The 19,730-nt window shown below is 63.6% G+C and carries 21 protein-coding genes and 2 tRNA genes; 5 read left to right on the top strand and 18 right to left on the bottom strand.

Going from position 1 to position 19,730, the window contains the following annotated elements; all coding sequences use genetic code 11:
• From JJ918_RS00760 to JJ918_RS00775, 4 genes are all read right to left on the bottom strand, one after another.
• On the bottom strand, positions 1-609 hold the full coding sequence (locus JJ918_RS00760) for a hypothetical protein (RefSeq protein ID WP_291882030.1): 609 nt from the start codon (positions 607-609) through the stop codon (positions 1-3).
• Positions 610-938: 329 nt separating this feature from the next.
• Complete coding sequence (locus tag JJ918_RS00765; protein ID WP_291882032.1) at positions 939-1,604, bottom strand: outer membrane lipoprotein carrier protein LolA; 666 nt, start codon at positions 1,602-1,604, stop codon at positions 939-941.
• 80 nt (positions 1,605-1,684) lie between these two features.
• A complete protein-coding gene (locus JJ918_RS00770; protein WP_291882035.1) occupies positions 1,685-2,377 on the bottom strand; it encodes an HAD family hydrolase in 693 nt (230 codons plus the stop codon).
• A 66-nt stretch (positions 2,378-2,443) separates the two neighbouring features.
• Positions 2,444-4,852 (bottom strand): DNA translocase FtsK 4TM domain-containing protein, encoded by a 2,409-nt coding sequence (locus tag JJ918_RS00775; RefSeq protein WP_291882037.1) that lies wholly within the window; start codon positions 4,850-4,852, stop codon positions 2,444-2,446.
• 107 nt (positions 4,853-4,959) lie between these two features.
• On the opposite strand from JJ918_RS00775, the gene JJ918_RS00780 reads away from it, so the two are divergent.
• A complete protein-coding gene (locus tag JJ918_RS00780) occupies positions 4,960-6,234 on the top strand; it encodes a UbiH/UbiF/VisC/COQ6 family ubiquinone biosynthesis hydroxylase (protein WP_291882039.1) in 1,275 nt (424 codons plus the stop codon).
• On the opposite strand, the gene JJ918_RS00785 is transcribed toward JJ918_RS00780, so the two are convergent.
• The 5 genes from JJ918_RS00785 to JJ918_RS00805 form a co-directional block, all read right to left on the bottom strand.
• A complete protein-coding gene (locus JJ918_RS00785) occupies positions 6,231-6,749 on the bottom strand; it encodes a DsrE family protein (RefSeq protein WP_291882040.1) in 519 nt (172 codons plus the stop codon). The genes JJ918_RS00780 and JJ918_RS00785 overlap by 4 nt on opposite strands.
• A 22-nt stretch (positions 6,750-6,771) precedes the next feature.
• A complete protein-coding gene (locus JJ918_RS00790) occupies positions 6,772-7,074 on the bottom strand; it encodes a DUF971 domain-containing protein (RefSeq protein ID WP_291882041.1) in 303 nt (100 codons plus the stop codon).
• On the bottom strand, positions 7,074-7,274 hold the full coding sequence (locus JJ918_RS00795; RefSeq protein WP_291882044.1) for a Trm112 family protein: 201 nt from the start codon (positions 7,272-7,274) through the stop codon (positions 7,074-7,076). Before JJ918_RS00795 ends, JJ918_RS00790 begins: the two co-directional genes overlap by 1 nt.
• A gap of 11 nt (positions 7,275-7,285) precedes the next feature.
• Entirely contained in the window at positions 7,286-8,200 is a 915-nt protein-coding gene (gene trxA / locus JJ918_RS00800; protein ID WP_291882047.1) for a thioredoxin, read from the bottom strand.
• A 158-nt stretch (positions 8,201-8,358) separates the two neighbouring features.
• Positions 8,359-8,880 carry a prolyl-tRNA synthetase associated domain-containing protein gene (locus JJ918_RS00805; RefSeq protein ID WP_291882049.1) on the bottom strand — a complete coding sequence of 174 codons (522 nt, stop codon included), beginning with the start codon at positions 8,878-8,880 and terminating at the stop codon, positions 8,359-8,361.
• Between the two features lie 120 nt (positions 8,881-9,000).
• On the opposite strand from JJ918_RS00805, the gene JJ918_RS00810 reads away from it, so the two are divergent.
• Positions 9,001-9,075 (top strand) — tRNA-Gly (locus tag JJ918_RS00810).
• 109 nt (positions 9,076-9,184) lie between these two features.
• Here the strand turns inward: JJ918_RS00810 and JJ918_RS00815 are convergent.
• The 7 genes from JJ918_RS00815 to JJ918_RS17195 all read right to left on the bottom strand — a co-directional run bounded on the left by JJ918_RS00815 (position 9,185) and on the right by JJ918_RS17195 (position 15,293).
• Complete coding sequence (locus JJ918_RS00815; protein WP_291882051.1) at positions 9,185-9,745, bottom strand: hypothetical protein; 561 nt, start codon at positions 9,743-9,745, stop codon at positions 9,185-9,187.
• Between the two features lie 370 nt (positions 9,746-10,115).
• Positions 10,116-12,575, bottom strand: coding sequence for a DUF927 domain-containing protein (locus tag JJ918_RS00820; RefSeq protein ID WP_291882054.1), 2,460 nt, complete (start codon positions 12,573-12,575; stop codon positions 10,116-10,118).
• Positions 12,559-13,140, bottom strand: coding sequence for a hypothetical protein (locus tag JJ918_RS00825; RefSeq protein WP_291882056.1), 582 nt, complete (start codon positions 13,138-13,140; stop codon positions 12,559-12,561). Before JJ918_RS00825 ends, JJ918_RS00820 begins: the two co-directional genes overlap by 17 nt.
• Entirely contained in the window at positions 13,137-13,475 is a 339-nt protein-coding gene (locus tag JJ918_RS00830; protein WP_291882058.1) for a hypothetical protein, read from the bottom strand. Before JJ918_RS00830 ends, JJ918_RS00825 begins: the two co-directional genes overlap by 4 nt.
• Positions 13,476-13,480: 5 nt before the next feature.
• Positions 13,481-13,672, bottom strand: a complete 192-nt coding sequence (locus JJ918_RS00835; protein WP_291882060.1) for a helix-turn-helix domain-containing protein — start codon at positions 13,670-13,672, stop codon at positions 13,481-13,483.
• 131 nt (positions 13,673-13,803) lie between these two features.
• Positions 13,804-15,048, bottom strand: a complete 1,245-nt coding sequence (locus JJ918_RS00840) for a hypothetical protein (protein ID WP_291882061.1) — start codon at positions 15,046-15,048, stop codon at positions 13,804-13,806.
• Positions 15,045-15,293 carry a helix-turn-helix domain-containing protein gene (locus tag JJ918_RS17195; RefSeq protein WP_367277610.1) on the bottom strand — a complete coding sequence of 83 codons (249 nt, stop codon included), beginning with the start codon at positions 15,291-15,293 and terminating at the stop codon, positions 15,045-15,047. The genes JJ918_RS00840 and JJ918_RS17195 overlap by 4 nt, the downstream gene beginning before the upstream one ends.
• A 111-nt stretch (positions 15,294-15,404) precedes the next feature.
• On the opposite strand from JJ918_RS17195, the gene JJ918_RS00845 reads away from it, so the two are divergent.
• On the top strand, positions 15,405-15,875 hold the full coding sequence (locus tag JJ918_RS00845) for a hypothetical protein (protein ID WP_291882063.1): 471 nt from the start codon (positions 15,405-15,407) through the stop codon (positions 15,873-15,875).
• Between the two features lie 33 nt (positions 15,876-15,908).
• Positions 15,909-16,346 carry a hypothetical protein gene (locus JJ918_RS00850; protein ID WP_291882065.1) on the top strand — a complete coding sequence of 146 codons (438 nt, stop codon included), beginning with the start codon at positions 15,909-15,911 and terminating at the stop codon, positions 16,344-16,346.
• A 919-nt stretch (positions 16,347-17,265) separates the two neighbouring features.
• Here JJ918_RS00850 and JJ918_RS00855 read toward each other — a convergent pair.
• A complete protein-coding gene (locus JJ918_RS00855; protein ID WP_291882067.1) occupies positions 17,266-18,531 on the bottom strand; it encodes a site-specific integrase in 1,266 nt (421 codons plus the stop codon).
• A 102-nt stretch (positions 18,532-18,633) separates the two neighbouring features.
• Here JJ918_RS00855 and JJ918_RS00860 point away from each other — a divergent pair.
• Positions 18,634-18,736: transfer RNA gene (locus JJ918_RS00860), tRNA-Gly, on the top strand.
• Between the two features lie 40 nt (positions 18,737-18,776).
• On the opposite strand, the gene JJ918_RS00865 is transcribed toward JJ918_RS00860, so the two are convergent.
• Positions 18,777-19,685 carry a LysR family transcriptional regulator gene (locus JJ918_RS00865; protein WP_291882070.1) on the bottom strand — a complete coding sequence of 303 codons (909 nt, stop codon included), beginning with the start codon at positions 19,683-19,685 and terminating at the stop codon, positions 18,777-18,779.
• Positions 19,686-19,730 lie beyond the last annotated feature (45 nt).

Raw genomic sequence — 19,730 nt, forward strand, 5'->3', positions numbered from 1 at the left:
TCAGAGGATGTTGTAGGTGGCGCCGGCCAGGCCCACGGGCCAGCGGCCGCGGGCGAACAGGCGCCAGCGCGCGAGGAAGGGATGGGGCGGCTCATCGTCCTCGGCTTCGGCCAGAACCACCAGGGCCGCGCCATTCGCCGCCTGGGCCAGCGCACCGGCAGCAGCATGGACCAGCGCCATGTCCTCGACATCGGCCAGCGCGGCCGCATCCTCGATCGCGTCGCGGGCCGTGTCGCCGGTCTTCTGGGCAACCAGGGTCAGCGCGGCATGCACCGCTTCCTCGTCCAGCCGCTCGAGAACCCGCGACACCAGGCCGGTGCGCAGCATCTCCTCGGCTTCCCAGCCCATCGGATCGGTATCCATGGTTTCCGCCGCGCCGGCAGCCTCGTCCCAGCCCGACAGCAGGGCCGGCTCGGCTTCGGGAAAGCCCAGCCCGTCCAGATAGGTCCGCGCCAGAAAGCGCTCGCGCGCGTCCAGCGGTTCGCCCAGGCGGGAAAACCAGGTGTTGGCATTGAGGCTCTCGGCAAAGGCCCGGGCCTTGTAGAGCAGCGGAATTTCTTCGAGCAGGCGCGGGATGTCGGCGCCTTCGTCTTCGTCGTGGAAGTGCATGCGTCGTATTTAGCGATCCGCTGCCGGCTTTGACAGGGGGAAGGTGTGCCGGGGGTCGCGAATGACGGCAGGCTGAATGACGGGAGCCTGAAACGAAAGGCGCCCGGTCTCGAGGGGGGAGAGACCGGGCGCCGAGCCGTGCGCGTGTCTTTTTACAGCGCAGCGCCGGGAGGGGATCAGTCCGGCGCGACCGAGAAGGGATCTGCAAGCGGGGGGACGACGCCGATCCTTTGCCTCTCAGTCAGCGTATCAATAACGCCACATCGCCCGGATTTCTGCAAATAAAAAATGAGAAAGGATTTGCCTGTGGCAGAAAAACATCAACCATTTTACCGGTTGCGGCGCGAATCCCGGCGGTCTTCCGCCTCCGGAATGACAAACAGGCGCGGGTTCAGCCGCATGCCCGTCTCGACATTGTTCAGGCTGACGCGGGTGATCTCGCCCATCGCATCGGTCACGAACCATTCGCGCAGCTCATAGCTGGGCTCGGCAAAGACGAACATGATCTCGCCCGGCATTTCCTCGCTGGGGTCGCGCAGCGTGACATAGAGAAAGCCGAACTCGCTCTCCATGCCCACCAGTTCGGCGTCACGGGCGATATCGATATCCTCTTTCAAGAGCCACCAGAGCGGCGTCGAGCGCAGCGGGCCGCGATCGACCGTCTCCAGGGCGCTGTCCTCGATCGCGACGGTCGTTCCGTCGGCAATGATGCGGATCGGCGTCGGCTCGTCATACTCGAAGCGCAGGCGGCCGGGACGCGCCATGGCCAGTTCGCCCGTCGCGGACGAACCGTCGGGGGCCACCTGCACGAACTCCGCACGCAGGGTGTCGATACCGTTGAGATAGGCGTTGATATCGGCCAGCGCCGTTTCGCGGTCCAGGCCGGACGGCGCCGTGCCGGCTTCTTCGGCCGCCGGCGTTTGCACGGCCTCGGCGGGAGCGTCGGCCGCAGGGTCCTGCTGCAGCAGGGCGAGGGAGAAAAGCAGAGCGATCATGGCCGCAAGCTGGCCCGGGATTTGGGCGCGAGCAAGGCCTGGATGTTCATTCTTCCGTCAGCCGCTGTCATCGCTGCAGATCAGCGCAGCGTGTCGAGCAGGCCGGGCAGTCCGGCCAGATCGCCGATCTCCCGGAAGCGGGGATGTTCGGCCGGCGCTTCGGCGTGCTCGAGCGCCCAGGTCATCCCGTGCGGCACGTGAACGCCCCAGCTGCCCGCCTCGATCGCCGGCACCACATCCGAACGCACCGAGTTGCCGATCATCATCGCGCGCTCGGCGCCGTCGCCATGCCGGTCGAAAATCGTCCGGTAGATATCCGGGGTCTTTTCCGAGACGATCTCGATCCCGTCGAACAGCTCCGCCAGACCGGAGGCCGCAATCTTGCGCTCCTGGTCCATAAGGTCACCCTTTGTGACGATTATGGTGCGGTAATGAGGGGTCAATGCTTCCACTGTGTCACGCACATGGGGCAGTAACTCGACAGGATGCTCCAGCATGTCGTGACCGGCATCCAGGATCTGCCGGATCGTGGCCGCCGGCACCCGGTTCTCCGTCACTTCGACCGCCGTCTCGATCATCGACAGGACGAAACCCTTGATGCCGTAGCCATAGCGTTTGAGATTGCGCCGCTCCGCCTCCAGCAGCCGCTCCGACAGGTGGTCCGGCTCGGCATAGTCGGCCAGCATCGCGGTAAAGCTCTCCTCCGTCAGCCGGTAGAAGCGCTCATTGTGCCAGAGCGTATCGTCGGCATCGAAGGCCAGTGTGGTGATCATGACAGTCGCGCTCCGGACCATTGCGGGCGCGGGAAAATGACCGCCCCGGCACCGGAAGGCAATGCCCTACACCCCGTCATTCTCCGGCAGGAAGATTTCGCGGCGGCCGGCGTGGTCGGAGGGGCCGATCATACCCTCGTCTTCCATGCGCTCGATCAGGGTGGCGGCGCGGTTATAGCCGATCTGCAGGCGGCGCTGGATATAGGAGGTCGAGGCCTTGCGATCGCGGGCCACGAGGGCGACGGCCTGGTCGAAAAGCTGGTCGCCGGAACCCTCATCGCCCATGTCGAGACCGGGAATGCCGTCCTCGTCATCATCGCCGCCGGCGGTGACGGCCTCGATGTATTCGGGCGGGGCCTGCTTCTTCAGGAAGGCAGCGATTTCCTCGACTTCGCGGTCGGAGACGAAGGGGCCGTGCAGGCGGCGCAGACGTCCGCCCGAGGCCATGTACAGGAGGTCGCCCATGCCCAGGAGCTGCTCCGCCCCCTGCTCGCCGAGAATGGTGCGGCTGTCGATCTTCGAGGTGACCGAATAGGAAATCCGGGTCGGGAAGTTGGCCTTGATCGTACCGGTGATGACGTCCACCGAGGGACGCTGTGTGGCGGTGACGAGGTGGATGCCGGCGGCACGCGCCATCTGGGCCAGGCGCTGCACGGCAGCCTCGATCTCCTTGCCGGCGACCATCATCAGGTCGGCCATTTCGTCGATCACCACGACGATATAGGGCATTTTCTCCGCCGGAATCGTCTCGGTCTCGTAGACCGGTTCGCCGCTTTCCTTGTCATAGCCGGTCTGCACCGTGCGCGAGAGTTCCTCGCCGGTCTTGAGGGCTTCCGCGACGCGCTCGTTGAAGCCGGAGACGTTGCGCACGCCGATCTTGGACATGCGCAGATAGCGGCTTTCCATTTCGCGCACGGCCCATTTCAGGGCGACCACGGCCTTTTTCGGATCCGTCACGACCGGTGTCAGCAGGTGCGGGATGCCGTCATAGACGGAGAGTTCCAGCATTTTCGGATCGATCATGATCATCCGGCAGTCTTCCGGCGGCAGCCGGTAGAGCAGGGACAGGATCATGGCGTTGATACCGACCGACTTGCCCGAGCCGGTGGTCCCCGCGATCAGCAGGTGCGGCATGCGGGCCAGGTCGGCCACGAAGGGTTCGCCGCCGATCGTCTCGCCGAGCGCGAAGGGCAGTTCCGCCTTGGCGTCCTCGAAGGCCTTGGAATTGAACAGGGCGCGCAGATAAACGGTTTCGCGCTTGGGATTGGGCAGTTCGATACCGATCGCATTGCGGCCGGGCACGACGGCGACCCGGGCGGCGGTAGTGGACATCGAGCGGGCGATATCGTCGGCCAGATTGATCACGCGCGACGATTTCACACCCGGTGCCGGCTCGAATTCATAGAGTGTGACGACGGGGCCGGGGCGCACCTGGACGATCTCGCCTTTCACACCGAAGTCCGACAACACGCCCTGCAGCAGCTCGGCATTCTGGCGCAGCGCCATCTCGTCGACGGCGTCATTGCGCACCGACGGCTTCGCCAGAAGATCGAGCCGGGGCAGTTTGAACCCGTCGGTCTTGACGAAGGGCAGCGCGCCCTGTGCCTCGCGGACGTCACGGTCGGACTGTTTGGCCTTGCGGCCCGGCGCCACTTTCACTGCGCTTGAAGCTTCGGACTCGCTGGTTTGAGCGCGCACGGCTGCTGGAGCGTCGTCCGCAGCCCGCATGGCACGGCGCAGGACCGGCTCTTCACGAACGGGACGGTGAACCTCGTCGTCCGGGCCGTCATCGCCCGAGAAGCCGGCGACACGGCCACGCACGGCATCCAGCCATACGCGCACCGTTGCCCAGGCCAGCCCCGCGGCATCGACGGCTGCCGCGATATCGCGTGAGCGCAGGCCGAAGGTGAGGAAAATACCCGCAATCGACAGGAGGAGAGCAAAGCCCGCCGCCATTCCTGTCGCGCCCGGCAGATCGAAACGGGCCGGCAGAGCGGCCAGCGTGTTGAGGAAGATATCGCCCATGGCGCCGCCCATGCCCGAGGCAAACGGCCAGGCATTGGGAACGGGAAGGGCGCTCACGGCGGCCGCAAAACCGGCCGTGCCCAGGGCTGCGAAGAACCAGCGGAAGCCGGCGACCGAACGCGGGCGGTGCTGCGGCGTGCGCCAGACGAGGATGGCGCCCCAGATGGTCAGGGCAATCGCCGGCCCGCCGGCGGCCCAGCCGACCGATTGCAGCAGCATGTCCGACAGGGATGCGCCCCAGCGGCCCATCCAGTTTCTCACCTCGCCCTCGGCCGCAACATTCCAGCTGGGATCGAGCACATTGTGCGACAGCAGGGACAACAGCAGGAAGAGACCGGCCGCCAGCATCAGCCCGCCCGCGACGAGGTCGTGCAGGCGCAGCCGCCAAAGCGGTTTGGCGGCGCGGTTCGTATCCCCGGTGTCGGCGTTGGCGGCGGCTTTGCGGCTCATGAACACCGTCCTAGCGGGGAAGTCTTCCCGCAGGGTAAACAGAAACTGAATGCGCTGCGGCGCTCTGACCGCTTTTCACAGAACACAAACCCCGTATTCTCCGTTCCATGACAAGCAAACCCCTTTTTGATGGCGATGTCGTGATCGCCGGCGGCGGTCTCGCCGGAATGACGCTGGCCCTGGCCATGGACCAGGCCGGTCTGTCGGTCGCGGTCGTGGACGCGCTGGAATTCTCAGACCAGCTGGCGCCGACTTTCGATGGCCGCGCCTCGGCGCTGGCCTACACCTCCTGGCGCATGTTCGAGGCGCTGGGGGTGGCCGATCACCTGCGCGAACATGCCCAGCGGATCGAGCATATCCTCGTGTGCGACGGGCGGCCCTATGGCGGCGAAAAGCCCGGCGGGCCGGGACCGCACACGCTGCATTTCGACCGCAACGAGATATCCGAAGGCCCGGACGGCGAACCGCTGGGCTGGATGGCCGAGAACCGGCGCTCGCGCCAGGCGCTCGTCAAGGCGCTGCAGGCGCGGCCGCAGATCACGCTGATCGCACCGGCGCGCGCCGATCGCTACGAACATCGCAAGGGCGGGATCGATCTTGTCCTGGCTGACGGGCAACGCCTGTCCGGCAAGCTGCTGGTCGCGTGCGACGGCAAGTTCTCGCGCCTGCGCGACCAGGCCCGTGTGCGCACGGCCGGTTGGGGCTATGGCCAGAAGGGTCTGGTGGCCACTGTCCGTCATGCCGAGCCGCACAATGGCACCGCCTATGAATATTTCCTGCCGTCAGGCCCGTTTGCCATCCTGCCATTGACTGACAACCGCTCCTCACTGGTCTGGACCGAGCCGGACGCGATTGCCGATGCGCTCAAGGAGGCGCCGGACGCGGTGTTCCAGGAGGAGCTGGAAGCGCGCTTCGGCGATTTCCTGGGCGATGTCCGGCCGGAAGGTCCGCGTTTCGCCTATCCGCTGGGCCTGCGCTATGCCGAACAATTCTGCGACGACCGCATTGCCTTTGTCGGCGATGCCGCGCGCGGGATTCACCCGCTGGCCGGGCAGGGCTTCAATCTGGGCATTCGCGACGCGGCGGCTCTGGCGGAAGTCTGCGGTGAGGCCAGGCGGGTCGGGCTCGATATCGGAGCCGTCACGACGCTGCGCCGCTATGAGGACTGGCGCAAATTCGACAGCGCGACGCTGGCCGCGGGTACCGACTTCTTCAATCGCCTGTTTTCGAACGACATAGAACCGATCCGGCAGCTTCGCGGCATCGGCCTGTCGATTGTCGACAGCATTCCGCCGGCGCGCCGTTTCTTCATGCGCCAGGCCGGGGGCGAGACCGGCGATCCGCCGCGTCTGCTGAAAGGCCAGCGCCTGGACGCCGCCTAGAACGGGTTGAGCGTATAGCCGTCGGCCTGCAGCAGGGCGTGGGCCGTCATGGCCGAGAGCGACATGGACACGCCCGGCAGGAGATCGTCTGCCGCGACGTCGTACCAGACCGCGCTCTGGCCGCAGACGAAAATCTCAACGCCGTGCTCCACCAGCGCTGCGACAAGGTCGGCATTGGCGCCGGCACTGCCGCGGGTCACATCGTGGACGGCCGTTCCGTGAACCACGATGGCGAGGTGGATGTTCTCGACGGGCACGCCCGCAGCGGCCTGCATGTTCAGGAAGCGCGCTGCAGCGGTCAGCTTGGAATTGAGTTCGCCTTCGGCGGCCTGGTCCTTGGTGTCGAAACTGATCCGGAATTCAGTGCCCTCCGGAATGGGCAGGGCGCCTTCGACAGGTGCGACGGGGCCGAATTCCTCGATGACGGGACCGGGCGCGAAGTCCCCGGGGCCGGCCAAGGCGAGTGCGGGCAAGGCAATGGCGGCTGCGAGGCCGGCGAGAACGGGTTTGAGCATCGCAGTCTCCTCGGACCGGTGATCAGTGCGCGCTTTCACCCAGCGCATAGAGATAATCCCACGTGAACAGGCCGGAATCATGGCCGTCATCGAAGACGAGCCGCACAGCATAGCGGCCGACGGGCTCGGCTGCCGTGACCAGCACATTCTCCTTGCCGGTCACCAGTCGCTTCTCGCCGGGGCCGTGTCCCTGGACTTCTGCGCTGGGGCTTTCGACCCGCAGGGTCTCGAAGGGTATGGCAAAGCGCTTGCCATCATCAAAGGCGACATGCAGGGCCTTGTCGGCACGGGAGAAGCGCAATTGCTCGGGCCAGGGGCGCGCCATCAGTCACGCTCCAGCTTGCGCGCCTCGTCGGGCAGCATGATCGGAATCCCGTCGCGGATCGGATAGGCCAGGCCGGCACTGTCCGAAACCAGTTCCTGGGCCTTGCGATCATATGTCAGCGGGCCGCGCGTTACCGGGCAGACCAGGATTTCCAGCAGTTTGGGATCGACTTCGCGCGGGGCGGTCTGGTTCTCGCTCATCGTCTTCTTCCTTACGAAAACAGGATGGCCGACAGGCGGCGGCGGCCCTCACGGGTCACCTCGCTGACCGGGCCTGCCGCATCGAAGACTTTCAGCAGCAGGGTGCGGGCGGCCTGGTCGTTCCATTCGCGGTCGAGCGCGGTGATCGCGATCAGCTGGTCGATGGCGCCCTTGTGATCGCCGGCAGCAACCAGGGCCTCGGCCAGCTCGTAGCGGGCCTCAAGGTTCGACGGGTCCTGCTCGACGCGGCTGCGCAGCGCGGCCGTTTCGCTGTCATCAGCCGGAGCGCCGGAGGCAAGCTCAAGCGCTGCGCGCACGCTTTCAACGGCGGGATCTCCGGCGCGGTCTTCGGGTACATGGTCGAGAATCTCGCGCGCCTTGTCGGTATCGCCATTCTTCAGCCAGACACGGGCCAGACCGGCCAGCGCGCCGGGATGCCCCGGATCGGCCTGCAGCACGGCGGCGAAGTCCTGGGACGCACCGCCCAGATCGCCGGCCTCAAGGGCTGCCAGGGCGCGGTCGACCATCGCTTTCAGCTCGGCCTCGCTGGGGCCTTTGCCGGAAATGCGCTGGATGAAGTCCTTGATCTGGCTTTCCGGCAACGCGCCCATGAAACCGTCGACCGGCTGACCGTTCTTGAAGGCGAAGACGGCCGGGATGGACTGGACGCGCAGCTGCTGGGCGATGCCCGGGTTCTCGTCGATATTGATCTTGACCAGACGCACTTCGCCGCCCGCGTCGCGCACGGCCTTTTCGATCACCGGACCCAGCTGGCGGCATGGCCCGCACCAGGGCGCCCAGAAGTCGACGATGACCGGCACATCGCGCGACGGCTCGACCACATCCTGCATGAAGGCCTGATCGGTGGAGTCCTTGACGATATCGCCTTCCGGCGCGCCTGTTCCCAGGGTCAGATCTGCGCTCATGACCAAATTCCTTGTGTTCGCGTCACCCTAGACCGGGAGGCTTCCGCTTGGAAACCGGCCCGGCCGGAATGTTCAAAGGCACGATGCGGCTGCCACAGCGGCAATCGCATCGCAGTGTTGTGTCCTAGTTGGCCTTGCTGGCGCCGGGATGCAAGGCGTCACTGCGCCGCGCCCGCCTCGGCAGACAGCGCCTCGAAATCGACAATCTGCACCGGATGGCCGGTGTCCTCGGCAAAGCGGATCAGGTCGGCACAGCTCACCGCAGTCGTGGCGTCATTGGAGAGCGGGTGGAAGTTCACCGGGTCGTGGCGCGTCAGGGCCGCATCAAGCACGAAGTGGACCCGCTTTTCGACATCATTGATCAAGGCAAAGGCGGTCACTGATCCCGGGGTCACGCCCAGCACGGCTTCCATCAGGTCCGGCTTCCCGAAAGAGAGGCGGCCGCAGTCGAGCAGGCGGTGGAGACGGTTGACCGGGATCTGCGTCTCGCCGAGCGCAGAGACCAGGATGATCCGGCCCTTCTTGTCGGCGAGGAAGAGATTCTTGGTGTGCCCACCCGGCATCTTCGCCTTGATATCGCGGCCTTCCTCGACCGTGAATACAGGCGGATGATCGACGGTCTCATGGGCGATTCCCAAGGCGTCGAGACGGTCGAAAAGCTGTTGGCGTGTCGCTGGCATCTGTCCGTTGAAGCGCGAGATGCGGCCATGTGCAAGTCGACGGAATCAGGTGCTTGCAATTATCCGGCGTTTGCGCGATATACCCCGCTCCCCGGCGGGGCCAAGCCCCGCACATCGTGAGCGGGCGTAGCTCAGGGGTAGAGCGTCACCTTGCCAAGGTGAATGTCGTGAGTTCGAATCTCATCGCCCGCTCCATTATTTCAAAGACTTAGCGAACCACGAAAATCGGGCCGGGAAAATTCCCAGCACCATCCCAGCACGGCGTTGTAAATCGAAGTCGCGAATAGATGGCGTTCGGACATCATCAACGGCCTTCGTGATGGATGCGTGCGTCCTCAAAAGTTGGCAGCAGTTGTTGTGCCTCAAACTTATCGCGGATTCGCTGGCATGCCCGGCTAAACCGGGCGGCTCGCAGCGCTGCGTTGGTCAGGGCCGGACTGAAGTAGTTACTCCAAACCATATGGATTTCGCCGCCATCGGGTTTGATGCCTGAAAAGCGAACTGGCGCGTTTGGCAGGACCGACATGTGAGCATGTGCCATCTGGTCTCGCAGATCCTTTGTTTTTTCCCAGCGCTTCAACACAGACTGCAACAGCGAGGAGTATGGACCTAGGGGGCCCGCGGTTCCGGCGATACGCTTCAAGAACCGGACGCGCTTCGACATGGTGAACGGCAATGAGTCATGGTCGGATGCAATGCTGTCGTACTCAGGAGCGTACGACGCGCGAATGGCCAATTCGGAAAGACACTGCTCGATGTGGGCAAAGCTGGCCAATATCGCCCCGCGAAGCATGTAGGCTTCGGCGACACGGTCGGATGGTTCCCAGGGGCTTATGACAGCCATCAGCTTCCGATCAAACTCCACAGGCTTCACCTCCGCCACGTAGCCGAGAAACTATCTTCAGCATGGCGTAGTGTGTCCACTCCCGTTCTGGTGGGGCTCGAACTCCCTTGATGCTCGCCGTTCCGCCTCCTGCCGGTCGAGCCCCCCGTCAAATTCCATGATCGCAGCGCGCTCTTCGTACGCGGCCAGGCGGTCGGCTTCATCGGCATGTTGGCGGGTGTCTTCCCCAGCGGTGGGAACGGTGGGACCAGTGGGAACCGAGCCGCCATCTGTCTGGTTTGCCGAGGAATTCCGGGTTCCCACTTCTGCGAACCCGCGTTCCCGGTTCCCACTCGCTGGGGCGGCCGCGCCGAACTGGCGCCGAGCTGCTGCGATCGCGCCGGCGAGGCGATCAGTCGGCATCGAAGTCGATCCCCAGGACGGCAGCGCGGACCCAGTAGAAGCGGCGGTTCTGGCCCTGCACCTTCTTGGCTTTCTTGATGTGGTTCCCGTCACCAGGCGCCAACAACTTCTCTTCCAGCACGACGCGCGCCGCGAATTTAAGGTCAAACCCTTCGAAGATCTCCGCCCACCCGGCGTCGTGGAACAGATAGAAGGTCTCCTCGCCCGCATCGTGCATATACCCCAGCGTCTTCAGTGATCGCGCCTCGCCAGCGCGCGGACGCGAGCCGGTGTGCTCATCAATTTCGTCTAGGGCTGTGTCTGCGATGAAGGAGAAGCGGCTCTGGTTCTGCTCAATTGCCGCCTTCAGGGTCCTGACTACGTCCTGCCGCTCACGCGGGGCTGATCGCCCGAACGCTCCGGCCCATCGATTGAAGAGCGTCAAGGCGGCTTTGGACGCGTCGCCAGCCTCCCAGGGCGCAACCCCGAACGATGCAGCCAATTCGCCCGCGGCCGCGACCAGGGCAAAGCGCAGGGCGCCCCGATGCACCTGCCCGTGATCGCCGGGACGCTGCGCCGTTTCGATGAAGGCCTGCATGATCTCGCTCGCCGCAGCGCGAGCGGCGTCTGCATCCCGAACGAAGCGTTCCACGAACGCCGGACCGGCATGACCGTAGTGCCGACCGCATGAAGCCTTGAGCGCGTCCGACAGCTCCGCTGGAGAGGCCGCGCTGTGCAGATCCTCCCAGATCCCCATCCCCTGACCGGCATCGGCCGGGATATCGATCAGGCGCAATTCCTGCCCCGCCATCACGCGTTCGGCGCGCTTGCTTGTCCGAATGTGGTCTGCGAGGCCGATTTCGCCGGTAGACAGCAGAATGGTTCGCCACTCCGGCCGGGGCCGAAGCGAGGCGTTCGTGTTCATGCGGCCCTTGGCCTGCCCGCTGGCGAGCGCGTAAGCGGACTGCCCGGCCTCTTCTGGTGCGACCAGAGCCAGTTCGTCCAGGACGAGCAATGTTTCGCTGTGGCCGTAGGCGATCATCTCAAGGGCGTTCGCGGTCGAGCGCCATGTGTGCGCCGCCCCCAGCGGACCGCCGCCGCCCCAGATGGATCCGGCCGCCAGCGCAAGCGTTGTCTTGCCGGTCGAACTGCCGCCCCGGAAGTGGAAGCCCCCGCCTTCGATATCGAGAGGGCGGAGCAATGGTCCGGCAAACCCGATCGACAGCGCGAAGAGCAACATCGAGTTGCCCGGCGCGCGGCCCGCGATGTCCGACTGCCAAGCCTGTAGCGATCCGCGCTGCCGATAGTGCAGCGCGCTCGCATTGCCGGTGAACAGCATGGGTTCGGAACCATCCGGACCGAATACCCGCTGGGGCAACACGAACCGGTCGCCACTTTTCCATCCCGTGGAATCCACCAGCGTGAGGCGTTCGGCGCATTCGATTTCGGTGAAGAACTGGGCGAACCGTTCTGCCTTCGCCCGGCTCGACGGCATGAGGAGGCCCGCGCCCGCCAGCCGGGAGCGCACCGCCCCCGGTTCGGATGCGAGCTGGGATCGGGCAATGATCTCGGTTTTCTCACGCCCGTCACGATCCTTGAAGCGGATGACGATCGACCAGCCATCGCCGTCCGGATCCCGGCCCTCGCCGATCAGCTCGAACGATCCGGCAATCTTCATCCAGTGGCGCTTGTCGCCCTCACCGGTTTCATATTCGAGGCCGTTCCGAGAAAGCCGATAACCGTAGGGCAACGCCCGTTCGCTGGGGGTCGAGAGTGCGCCGGCAATCAACTGGGCAGCGGCTGACTTCTCCAGCGTAGACGGCCACGGGTCCGCCAGTCCCCACCCGTCGGGCAGGCCGGCGGGGATTTCGACCACCGACGCGGATTGCGCCCCAGCGGCAAGACAGGCGCGCTGTGCAGCACGGGCAGACTTCTGGCCTGGTGCATCGGCATCGGGCCAGATCGCCACCCTGCGGCCCTTGAGCGGCCCGAAATCGGCTTTGGCAACGGCGTTCGAACCGCCGGGCCATGTCATGCACACATAGTCCGGAAACCTTTCCGCCGCGCCATCCGCATCTTTCTCGCCTTCACACAGCAGGACCGCTGCGCTGGGGCGGCTGGCGAGCTGGTCGAGGCCATAGAGGGGACGAGCATCCCCAGGTTCGGACTTGAAGCGCCAGGTCAGCTGCCCGGCCTTGTCGCGCCATAGCGTCAGGGGGCGTATTTCCTTGCCGCCGTCCTCCTGGTCAAAGCGAAGCGTGTACCGAAGCACTAAGCCGCTGGCCTCGAGGAAGGCCCAGCACCTGGACGGAGTGCCCAGTTTCCGGAACTCGTCTGGCGGCGGCGGCGCATCGGCCGGAACCGGCGAAATCAGCTCTCCGGCCGCTGAACTCGCCGAACGCCGTTCGGTAGGGCCATTCTCGACAGCGGCGCGGACCCGGTCGAAAGGATCGTCAGCCCCGTTCGTCATGCCGCCCCCTCAATCGATGGAGAGCGGCACGGCTTGCCGCAGGATCCAGAACTTCCAGCGGCGCGTAAACACCATAGAGGGACGAATAACGATCCGCGCTGTGCATGATTTGTACGCCGGCCGCCGCGTATACCTCCTGCAGCTCGTTTATTAATGCGGTATCTGGGCTTCGTTCCGACCAAGCCAGACGGTCATAGTCTAGCCGTACACCAGGCAGCCCGATCACATCCCCTCGCGTCCAGCCGAGCAGGGCGCGGGCTGCGGCCATTAAGAAGCCCGCATGCAGCGGAGCGAACACGAACGCGCCGGCACCCCGCATGCAAAGGCTCGGTCCGGTGAGCCACACCGGTACCTGCTCGAGTGTGGCGCAGAAGCGCCGGAACTGGGAATCTGTCAGATCAGGGCAGCCAAGGTTGATGTCACATAGCTGCCGGTATTGATGGATGATGCCTTCCTGCTGCAGCCCGTATCGCAAGCGCTCGCGATCCACCAGGTTCAACCCGGCCCGCAGGCTGGCAAGTGCCCAGGGCGGGCAGGCATCGAAGCGCCTTGAATGAGCATTCATCGCGCGCCCTCCTCGAACGGATCCACCCCCAGCGACTGGGCAAGGCTGATTGCAGCCTCCCGCTGCGACTTCCCGGTGACGAAGGCGGACAGGCTCACCAGATCTGTGCCGCGGTCTCCGGTGGCGAAGTCGGCCCACTTGCCGGTGTTGAGGTTGATCTTGAAGGATCCCAGACGGCGGTCTTGACGCTGGGGGTTGCGGGCAACCCACTCATCACCGTCAAGCCGTCCGCTGGGGAGAAGCGCCGGCACAATACATCGCGCATTGGACAGGGCGGCGCTGTTCACGCGGGCGAAATCTATTCGACCTCGCCGCGCGCTCGCGTCTTTGGACATGGGGGCTAAACCGAGGTCGACGCGCGCTTGCGATCGGCGAACCACTGATCCAGGTCGGCAACATCATAGACGACGCGCCGGCCGACCTTCACGAACACGGGACCGCCTCCGGTGGTCCGCAACTTATTCAGGTATCCTTGGCTCACGCCGAGGTATGCAGCGGCTTTGTCGGCGTCCAGATAACGAGAATCATGCATGGGCTATTCCTTCCAGTTCAAAGCCCTACAGAGTGGGCGAGGGAAGGAATGCCGAACGCGAGCGAATGAGTTCAGACCGGTTGATGGCTAAAAAGGGGAGCAATCATCATAAATGGGGGGAGTTTTGATGATCAGTTGGGGGGTCTTCTGGCCTTATCAACTGGGTTGCCCGTTGACCGCTTAAGCTGGCCCTTTTTTTCCCACTTAGAGATTTGAGCGATGATCCCCGCTCTCTTGGGAAGCCTCCCAATGGGCTCATCGGCTTTTGCCTTGTCGTCAAAGTGTTTAATGAGCTCGTCGGCGAGCGCCCCCTGACCATGGGCGGGTCTGTCTTCCCGTCGTCTCCTGCACCAGGCCAAGGCATAGTCTCGCCACCGCTTGTCTGCGCGAGATTCGTTGCCAGCGATGACGTTTAACCGCCGATCAGCTTCCTCTTCTTCGGCTTGATGGTGGGCATCAATGGATCTCGAGTGTAGCTGTCGCAGTCGGTGCTCCGCCATGAACTGCCCCAAGTCAAAGCCGAGCTTTCCCGCCACTCCTAGCGTTTTATTCGGATCAGAGAATTCATCCCAGTTTCGACGCAGAACATCTTGGGCGTGGACATAGTTGATAACCCACAACGCCCAATGAAACGGAGCCCCCAGCGGAAAGGCCTTCTGAAACCTCCGACCATTGCCTTCGCTGTTTTGGCAAGAGCGCCACGTTACCTTCGTGGGGATCTGCGCCGACTCGCAATCTGAGCGGCTTTCGCTGCGGTCGAGGTGCCCGTGCTCAGGAATAGGTGCCCAACACAGTTTGGGGCCTATCCACGCCCAAGCGTGCCCAAAGCCGCTCCCATCACCAAATGAGATTCCGACGCGGCCCCGCTCTGTCTCAACCCCCCAATGAGATGGAAAGTCGTGGGCGTGGAGAATCTCTGATGCTTGACGGCGGGCGTCGAAATCAATCCAGCTATCCCCGCGCGCCTCAGTCTGAAGGTCGAGATAATTCCAACGGCGATCAATCTCAATGGGGAACAAGCGACTAGTCGAACTGCCCTGCCCCCCGAGGAAGGCCACTCGCCGCCGATCGATTCCGGAGCCGGCCCAAACGACCTCTCCAATGGATACTGGCTTCAGCTCGCTGCCGTCACTATTCATGGGCAGGTTGACGACCAGCGATCCGTCGTCCCCACCTTTCATGGACGCATCGAAACTTGGCACCGTGACGCTCTCGACAGACGGAACGTCAATCAAGAAGGGCCCACCGCTTTCTCTCCCTCGCAAATGATAAGGCGGCCGGGGCTGAGGGGCTTTGGCTTGCGCCACCGTCTTGATCGGGCGCCACTCTAGCTCCGCTTCTCGACCATCGTCATAGATGAACTTTGGTCCATTCATTGCGAGCCCCCGGAGCGCCGGCACGCGAACACGAGCTGGGCGCCAGTGCGATCTTCCGCGTGAATGATTTCCACGTGGTGGGTCGAGAACGCTGACAGGACACGTTCGATTGAGGCTCGCCGCATCGGCCGCCCGTTCTCAAAGCGGGAGAGCGTGCCAGCGGCGATACCGCTGGCCGATGCGAGATCTTCGAGAGCCCAGCCCAAGAGCGCCCGGCCGGCGCGACACGCCTCTGCAGTCAGCATCAGAAATCGAAACCCCCAGCGTTCTCACGATTGGATGCGAACATACCAAGAAAGACGGGTTTGCCAAATTCAAAGCGTCATATATCTTGACGCTATAGGCGTGGCGACGGAATGCGCGCGCTTGAGGAAAGGGGACAGGAAATGCACAACAACGAGAGACGAGCGGTTATCGAAAACCTTCTTGTGCGCGGACCAATTCAGCCGGCAGAACGAGAAGGCAGCTTGGCCGTGCAATGGAACGAGTTTCTGGAAAGACGAGCCCGCCAGGACCGCGCCCTTGATGCTTTCGCTCCAGCAGAAACAGCACACAGGGACACGCAGAAGGACGCGAGTATATCCGCTGCCGGGCGCGCGATCGTCGAACTGAACTACGTCACCGCAAAAGCCAGCCTGTATCGGGCCTCAGATGCGCTGAACGAGACCGCAAGAGCGATCATGGACGGGCCCTTCCATACTACTCAGGACATGCGCATAGCGCTCTCCGTCGCGGTCCTGGACGAATGGATAGACGATCCAGAAGGCATCGAAGCGATCCTGAAAATCGCCGCCGCTCTCATCGATCGCGAATACGCGGCCGCGTGACGCCGCGGCTCAGATCAGAAAGGAGATTGTGAAATGTCGGATATCCCAACAGGAACTTGCCAGTCCACTGAATTGGGTAAGCGGGTCCAGGTAGCGCTAAGCGGCTGGCAGATCGATACGACCGCGACACCCGAACAGATCGAGACCCAGGAGGAGATCTGTTTTAACAGGGTGAAGGCTGCCGAAGAGGCCGCATCCTGGGCGAGACCGGACAGCGCTGGAGGGGCATTGGTTCATCTCCTGCTCGCGGCCAGTGACGTGGAGGATTTGCCCAGGATGAACCCCATGTATCTCGACCGAACGGAGCGGACAGTTTGCCGGAACCTCTATGCTGTGCGCGATTTTCTCTTGCGTCAGATAAGTGACGCGGAACGGAGCGCCCTTCACAAGCTGATAGAGACTTACATGAGGGAAGACCCGCGCACGGTGAACCCGCTCCTGGATTCTGGCAGAGCGGGGCTGACAGCATAGAACGTTGGCGAGGGGTCAATGTAGTTCGAAACCGCCAAGCCCCAAGTCGGCTTGAGCGGGACAGCCCCCGCCAGGGGACCCCTCATAAGGCCCCAGCGAATGCCGTTCGCTGGGGCCTTTTCGTGTCTCAGGCGAGGATCTGCACCCTGGGCAGGGTGAACGAACCGAGCGAAAGGTGACTTGTCCGTCTAATGGTCTGATTTTGCGGGGTCCCTATGTCATCGTTCCGCGCAAAGGTGACATTGTGGAATGTCGCTCAATGTCATCAATCTCCGGAAGGGTGACTTTGGAGAGGGGTTGACCCGCCTGGAGTGCGTTTCACCGCCCTTCCTCGCCCATTACTACGGGGATGGGGGCCACACTAGCGCGGGGATTTTTCCCTGAGTTGGTTGGGCTGATACCGGAGTGCCGTTCAGATCCATCAAAATCGAGCCGGCCGAACGCCGTTCGGTGAGGTCGGGGGATCCCAGCAGTTCCCACCAGTTCCCACTTTCAAGATTCATGTGTGGTGTAGCGTTCTGGCCTTTCCAGGCATGCTATCCGGGCTGGTCGGTTCCCACGGTTCCCACCGTTCCCACCAAAAGTGTCAACCGGTCGCACCGATCCGCGTGACCGGTGTTGACACTCTGTACGACGAAGACGGCTACTGTATTGAATTGAAGGGAGTTTCGGCAGTATAGGCGCCCAACTGAAAGGGCTGTTCGACGATGGTCAACCAAGGGCGTCAACCATGTTGACGCGCTCTGTGTCTGCAAAACGTCCGCGGCTTGATGCCCCGTATACGGAAAAAGCCCAGGAAGGACCCGCGACCAGCTCGAGGGTCAGCGGGCGACGAGACGGTGACCTGAACTGCAAAACGCTGAATCTCGCGCGCATGTGGCCTCCCCACCCGCCACCGCGGCGGCGGAAGAGGGGCGGCTTACGCCTTCCTCAGGCTGACCACCTCGCCAGATTGTCCCTTCAAGGCGGCCTCTGTAGCGCTGGCCGTACGGTCAGCGGCTTGTTTGACGGGATCGTCGGCCAGGTGAGCGTATTGCGCCGTCGTCTTCACATTCCGGTGTCCCAACAGCTTGCCAATCAGCTGAAGCGGCATGCCCCCAGCGGCGGCCGTGCTGGCATAGCTATGGCGAAGATCGTGCAGACGCACATCGTGAAGTCCGGCTTCTGTCCGGATCCGCCGCCACACAGCCGGCGTGCCGACATAGGGCTTTGCGGGATCGCCTTCGGACGGGAACACGAAGGGCGACCCGTCTGCCCGGTCGATCGACTTCAGGCATTCGAGCGCGGCCGCACCCACCTGGACGACTTTGGCGCCGGTCTTGGAGTCGCCCAGGAAGAGGCAGGATCGGCCGAAATCGACCTCTGACCAGCGCAGCTTCTCGATCTCGCCCTTCCGCGCGCCGGTAAGCACCAGAAGGCGAATGATGTTCTTGCCCTTGGCATTGGCCGGAACGTCCATAAGGGCTTTGCCAAGATCCCCCATTTCCTTGGCTGACAGGTAGCGCTGTGACTGGCCGTCTTGGAAGCGCTTCACGCCCCGAACCGGATTGGAGGGGCATAGGCCGCGCTTTACGGCGAAGGCGAAGACGGCGCCCAGCTGCCCCAGCGTGCGAGAAGCAACGCCCTTGCCGCCTCTGGCAACCGGGTCGGTGCGCTTCCGGTCCCCGCCGTCTCGTTTCACGGCCGTTCGCCCGTTCGCAACGTCCTGCTGAAAGCGTTCGATATCGGCAGAGGTCACGGCGGAAATACGCTTTCTGCCCAGCAGCGGCTTGACATGGCGCTCGATGCGCTGCCGGTCATTGAGCAGCGTCGAGGCCTTTTTCGTGGCCGCGCCTTCCTTCAGATAAAGATCGCACAGATCGGCCACGGACATTTCAGAGCGAGCGTCCGATCTGTCGCCGGCCGGGTCGCCGCCCAGCCGAACCGAGCCCAGGAGCTTCGAAGCTTCGGCCCGCGCTTGGTCAGCGGTGATCTCGCCATGCCGGCCGATCTTGTATTCGCGCTGGGGCGCGCTCCTGCCGCCACCGCCAGCACGATAGGTGATGAAATAGGTTTTGCGGCCGCTCGGCATGATCCTCAGGCCAAACCCGGCGAGGTCCTTATCCCAGACCACATACTTTGTGGCGGCCGGGGTTGCGCTATCGACCACCCGCTTCGTGATTCGTTCGCGTCGATTGAGGCTCATCTGATCAGGTTCCCGCAAGAATTCCAGCACCGTCCCAGCACCGAGAAGGTAGGGCGCTGCGATCCATGAGATAACCAGTATCACATAAGCCGCTCTAAATCAGTGGGATAGTTTAGTCAGTAGTCCCGCAGGAAATCCCAGAGAATGAGGAACATTCACCTTGCCAAGGTGAATGTCGTGAGTTCGAATCTCATCGCCCGCTCCATTCTTCCTTCGGATCATTTTCAGACCGTACGCCGCCAGCGTCACGTGACCCGTGCGTGTTCGGCCAGAAAATCGAGGAAGACGCGCACCCGTTTGGGCAGCAACTCTCCCGCGCCGACATAGACAGCGTAAAACTCCTCGACGTCCGTTTCGCAGATATAGTCTTGCAGAACGGGCACCAGGCGGCCGGCGGCGATGTCGGAGCGAACGGTGAACTCCGCTAGCCTGGCAAGACCGGCGCCTCCGAGAGCGAGGGCGCGGAGACTCTCCCCGTCGCTGGCCAGGATGCGCCCGTCCGGTGGATAGCGGCGTTCGACGCCATCTACGCGAAAGGGCCAGGCTGAAACGGCACGTTCATAGCAGAAGCCGAGGCGGGTATGGCGGCCCAGATCGGCTGGCGTTTCCGGCTGTCCGTGACGCTCGATATAGGCGGGCGCTGCAACGATCCGGTTGCGGCTTGTACCCAGTTTGCGTGCGATCAGGTTGGACGATTTCAGAGGACCCGCGCGGACGGCGATATCGGCGCGCGCCTCCATCAGGTCGACAACATGGTCGGTGAGCGCGAGATCGACGCCGACCCTCGGGTGGCGGGCGAGAAAGTCCGGCAAGACCGGTGCCAGGACGTGGGTATTGAAGGACGCGCTGGTATTGAGCCGCACACGCCCCGTTGCCTCCTCTCCGGACGCCACGGCGCGCTCGGCTTCCTCAATGTCCGCGAGGATGCGGCGCGCATGCTGGTAGAACAGATCGCCTTCCGGAGTGAGGCGCAGCCGCCGGGTTGAGCGCGCCAGCAATTGCGTGCCGAGGCGGGCTTCCAGGCGCGAGACCAGCTTGCTGACTGCGGATGGCGTCATGCGCCGCTCGCGCGCAGCGGCGGACAGGCCGCTCTGTTCCACCACCGCAACGAAGACCTCCATCTCGGCGATGCGATTGATCTCGCGCTGCGTCATGTGAATTCAATTCATATATGAGTTTCTTTTTCCCAGTCTAATTCA

The organism is Maricaulis sp., from assembly GCF_017642925.1.
Taxonomy (GTDB): Bacteria; Pseudomonadota; Alphaproteobacteria; order Caulobacterales; family Maricaulaceae; genus Maricaulis.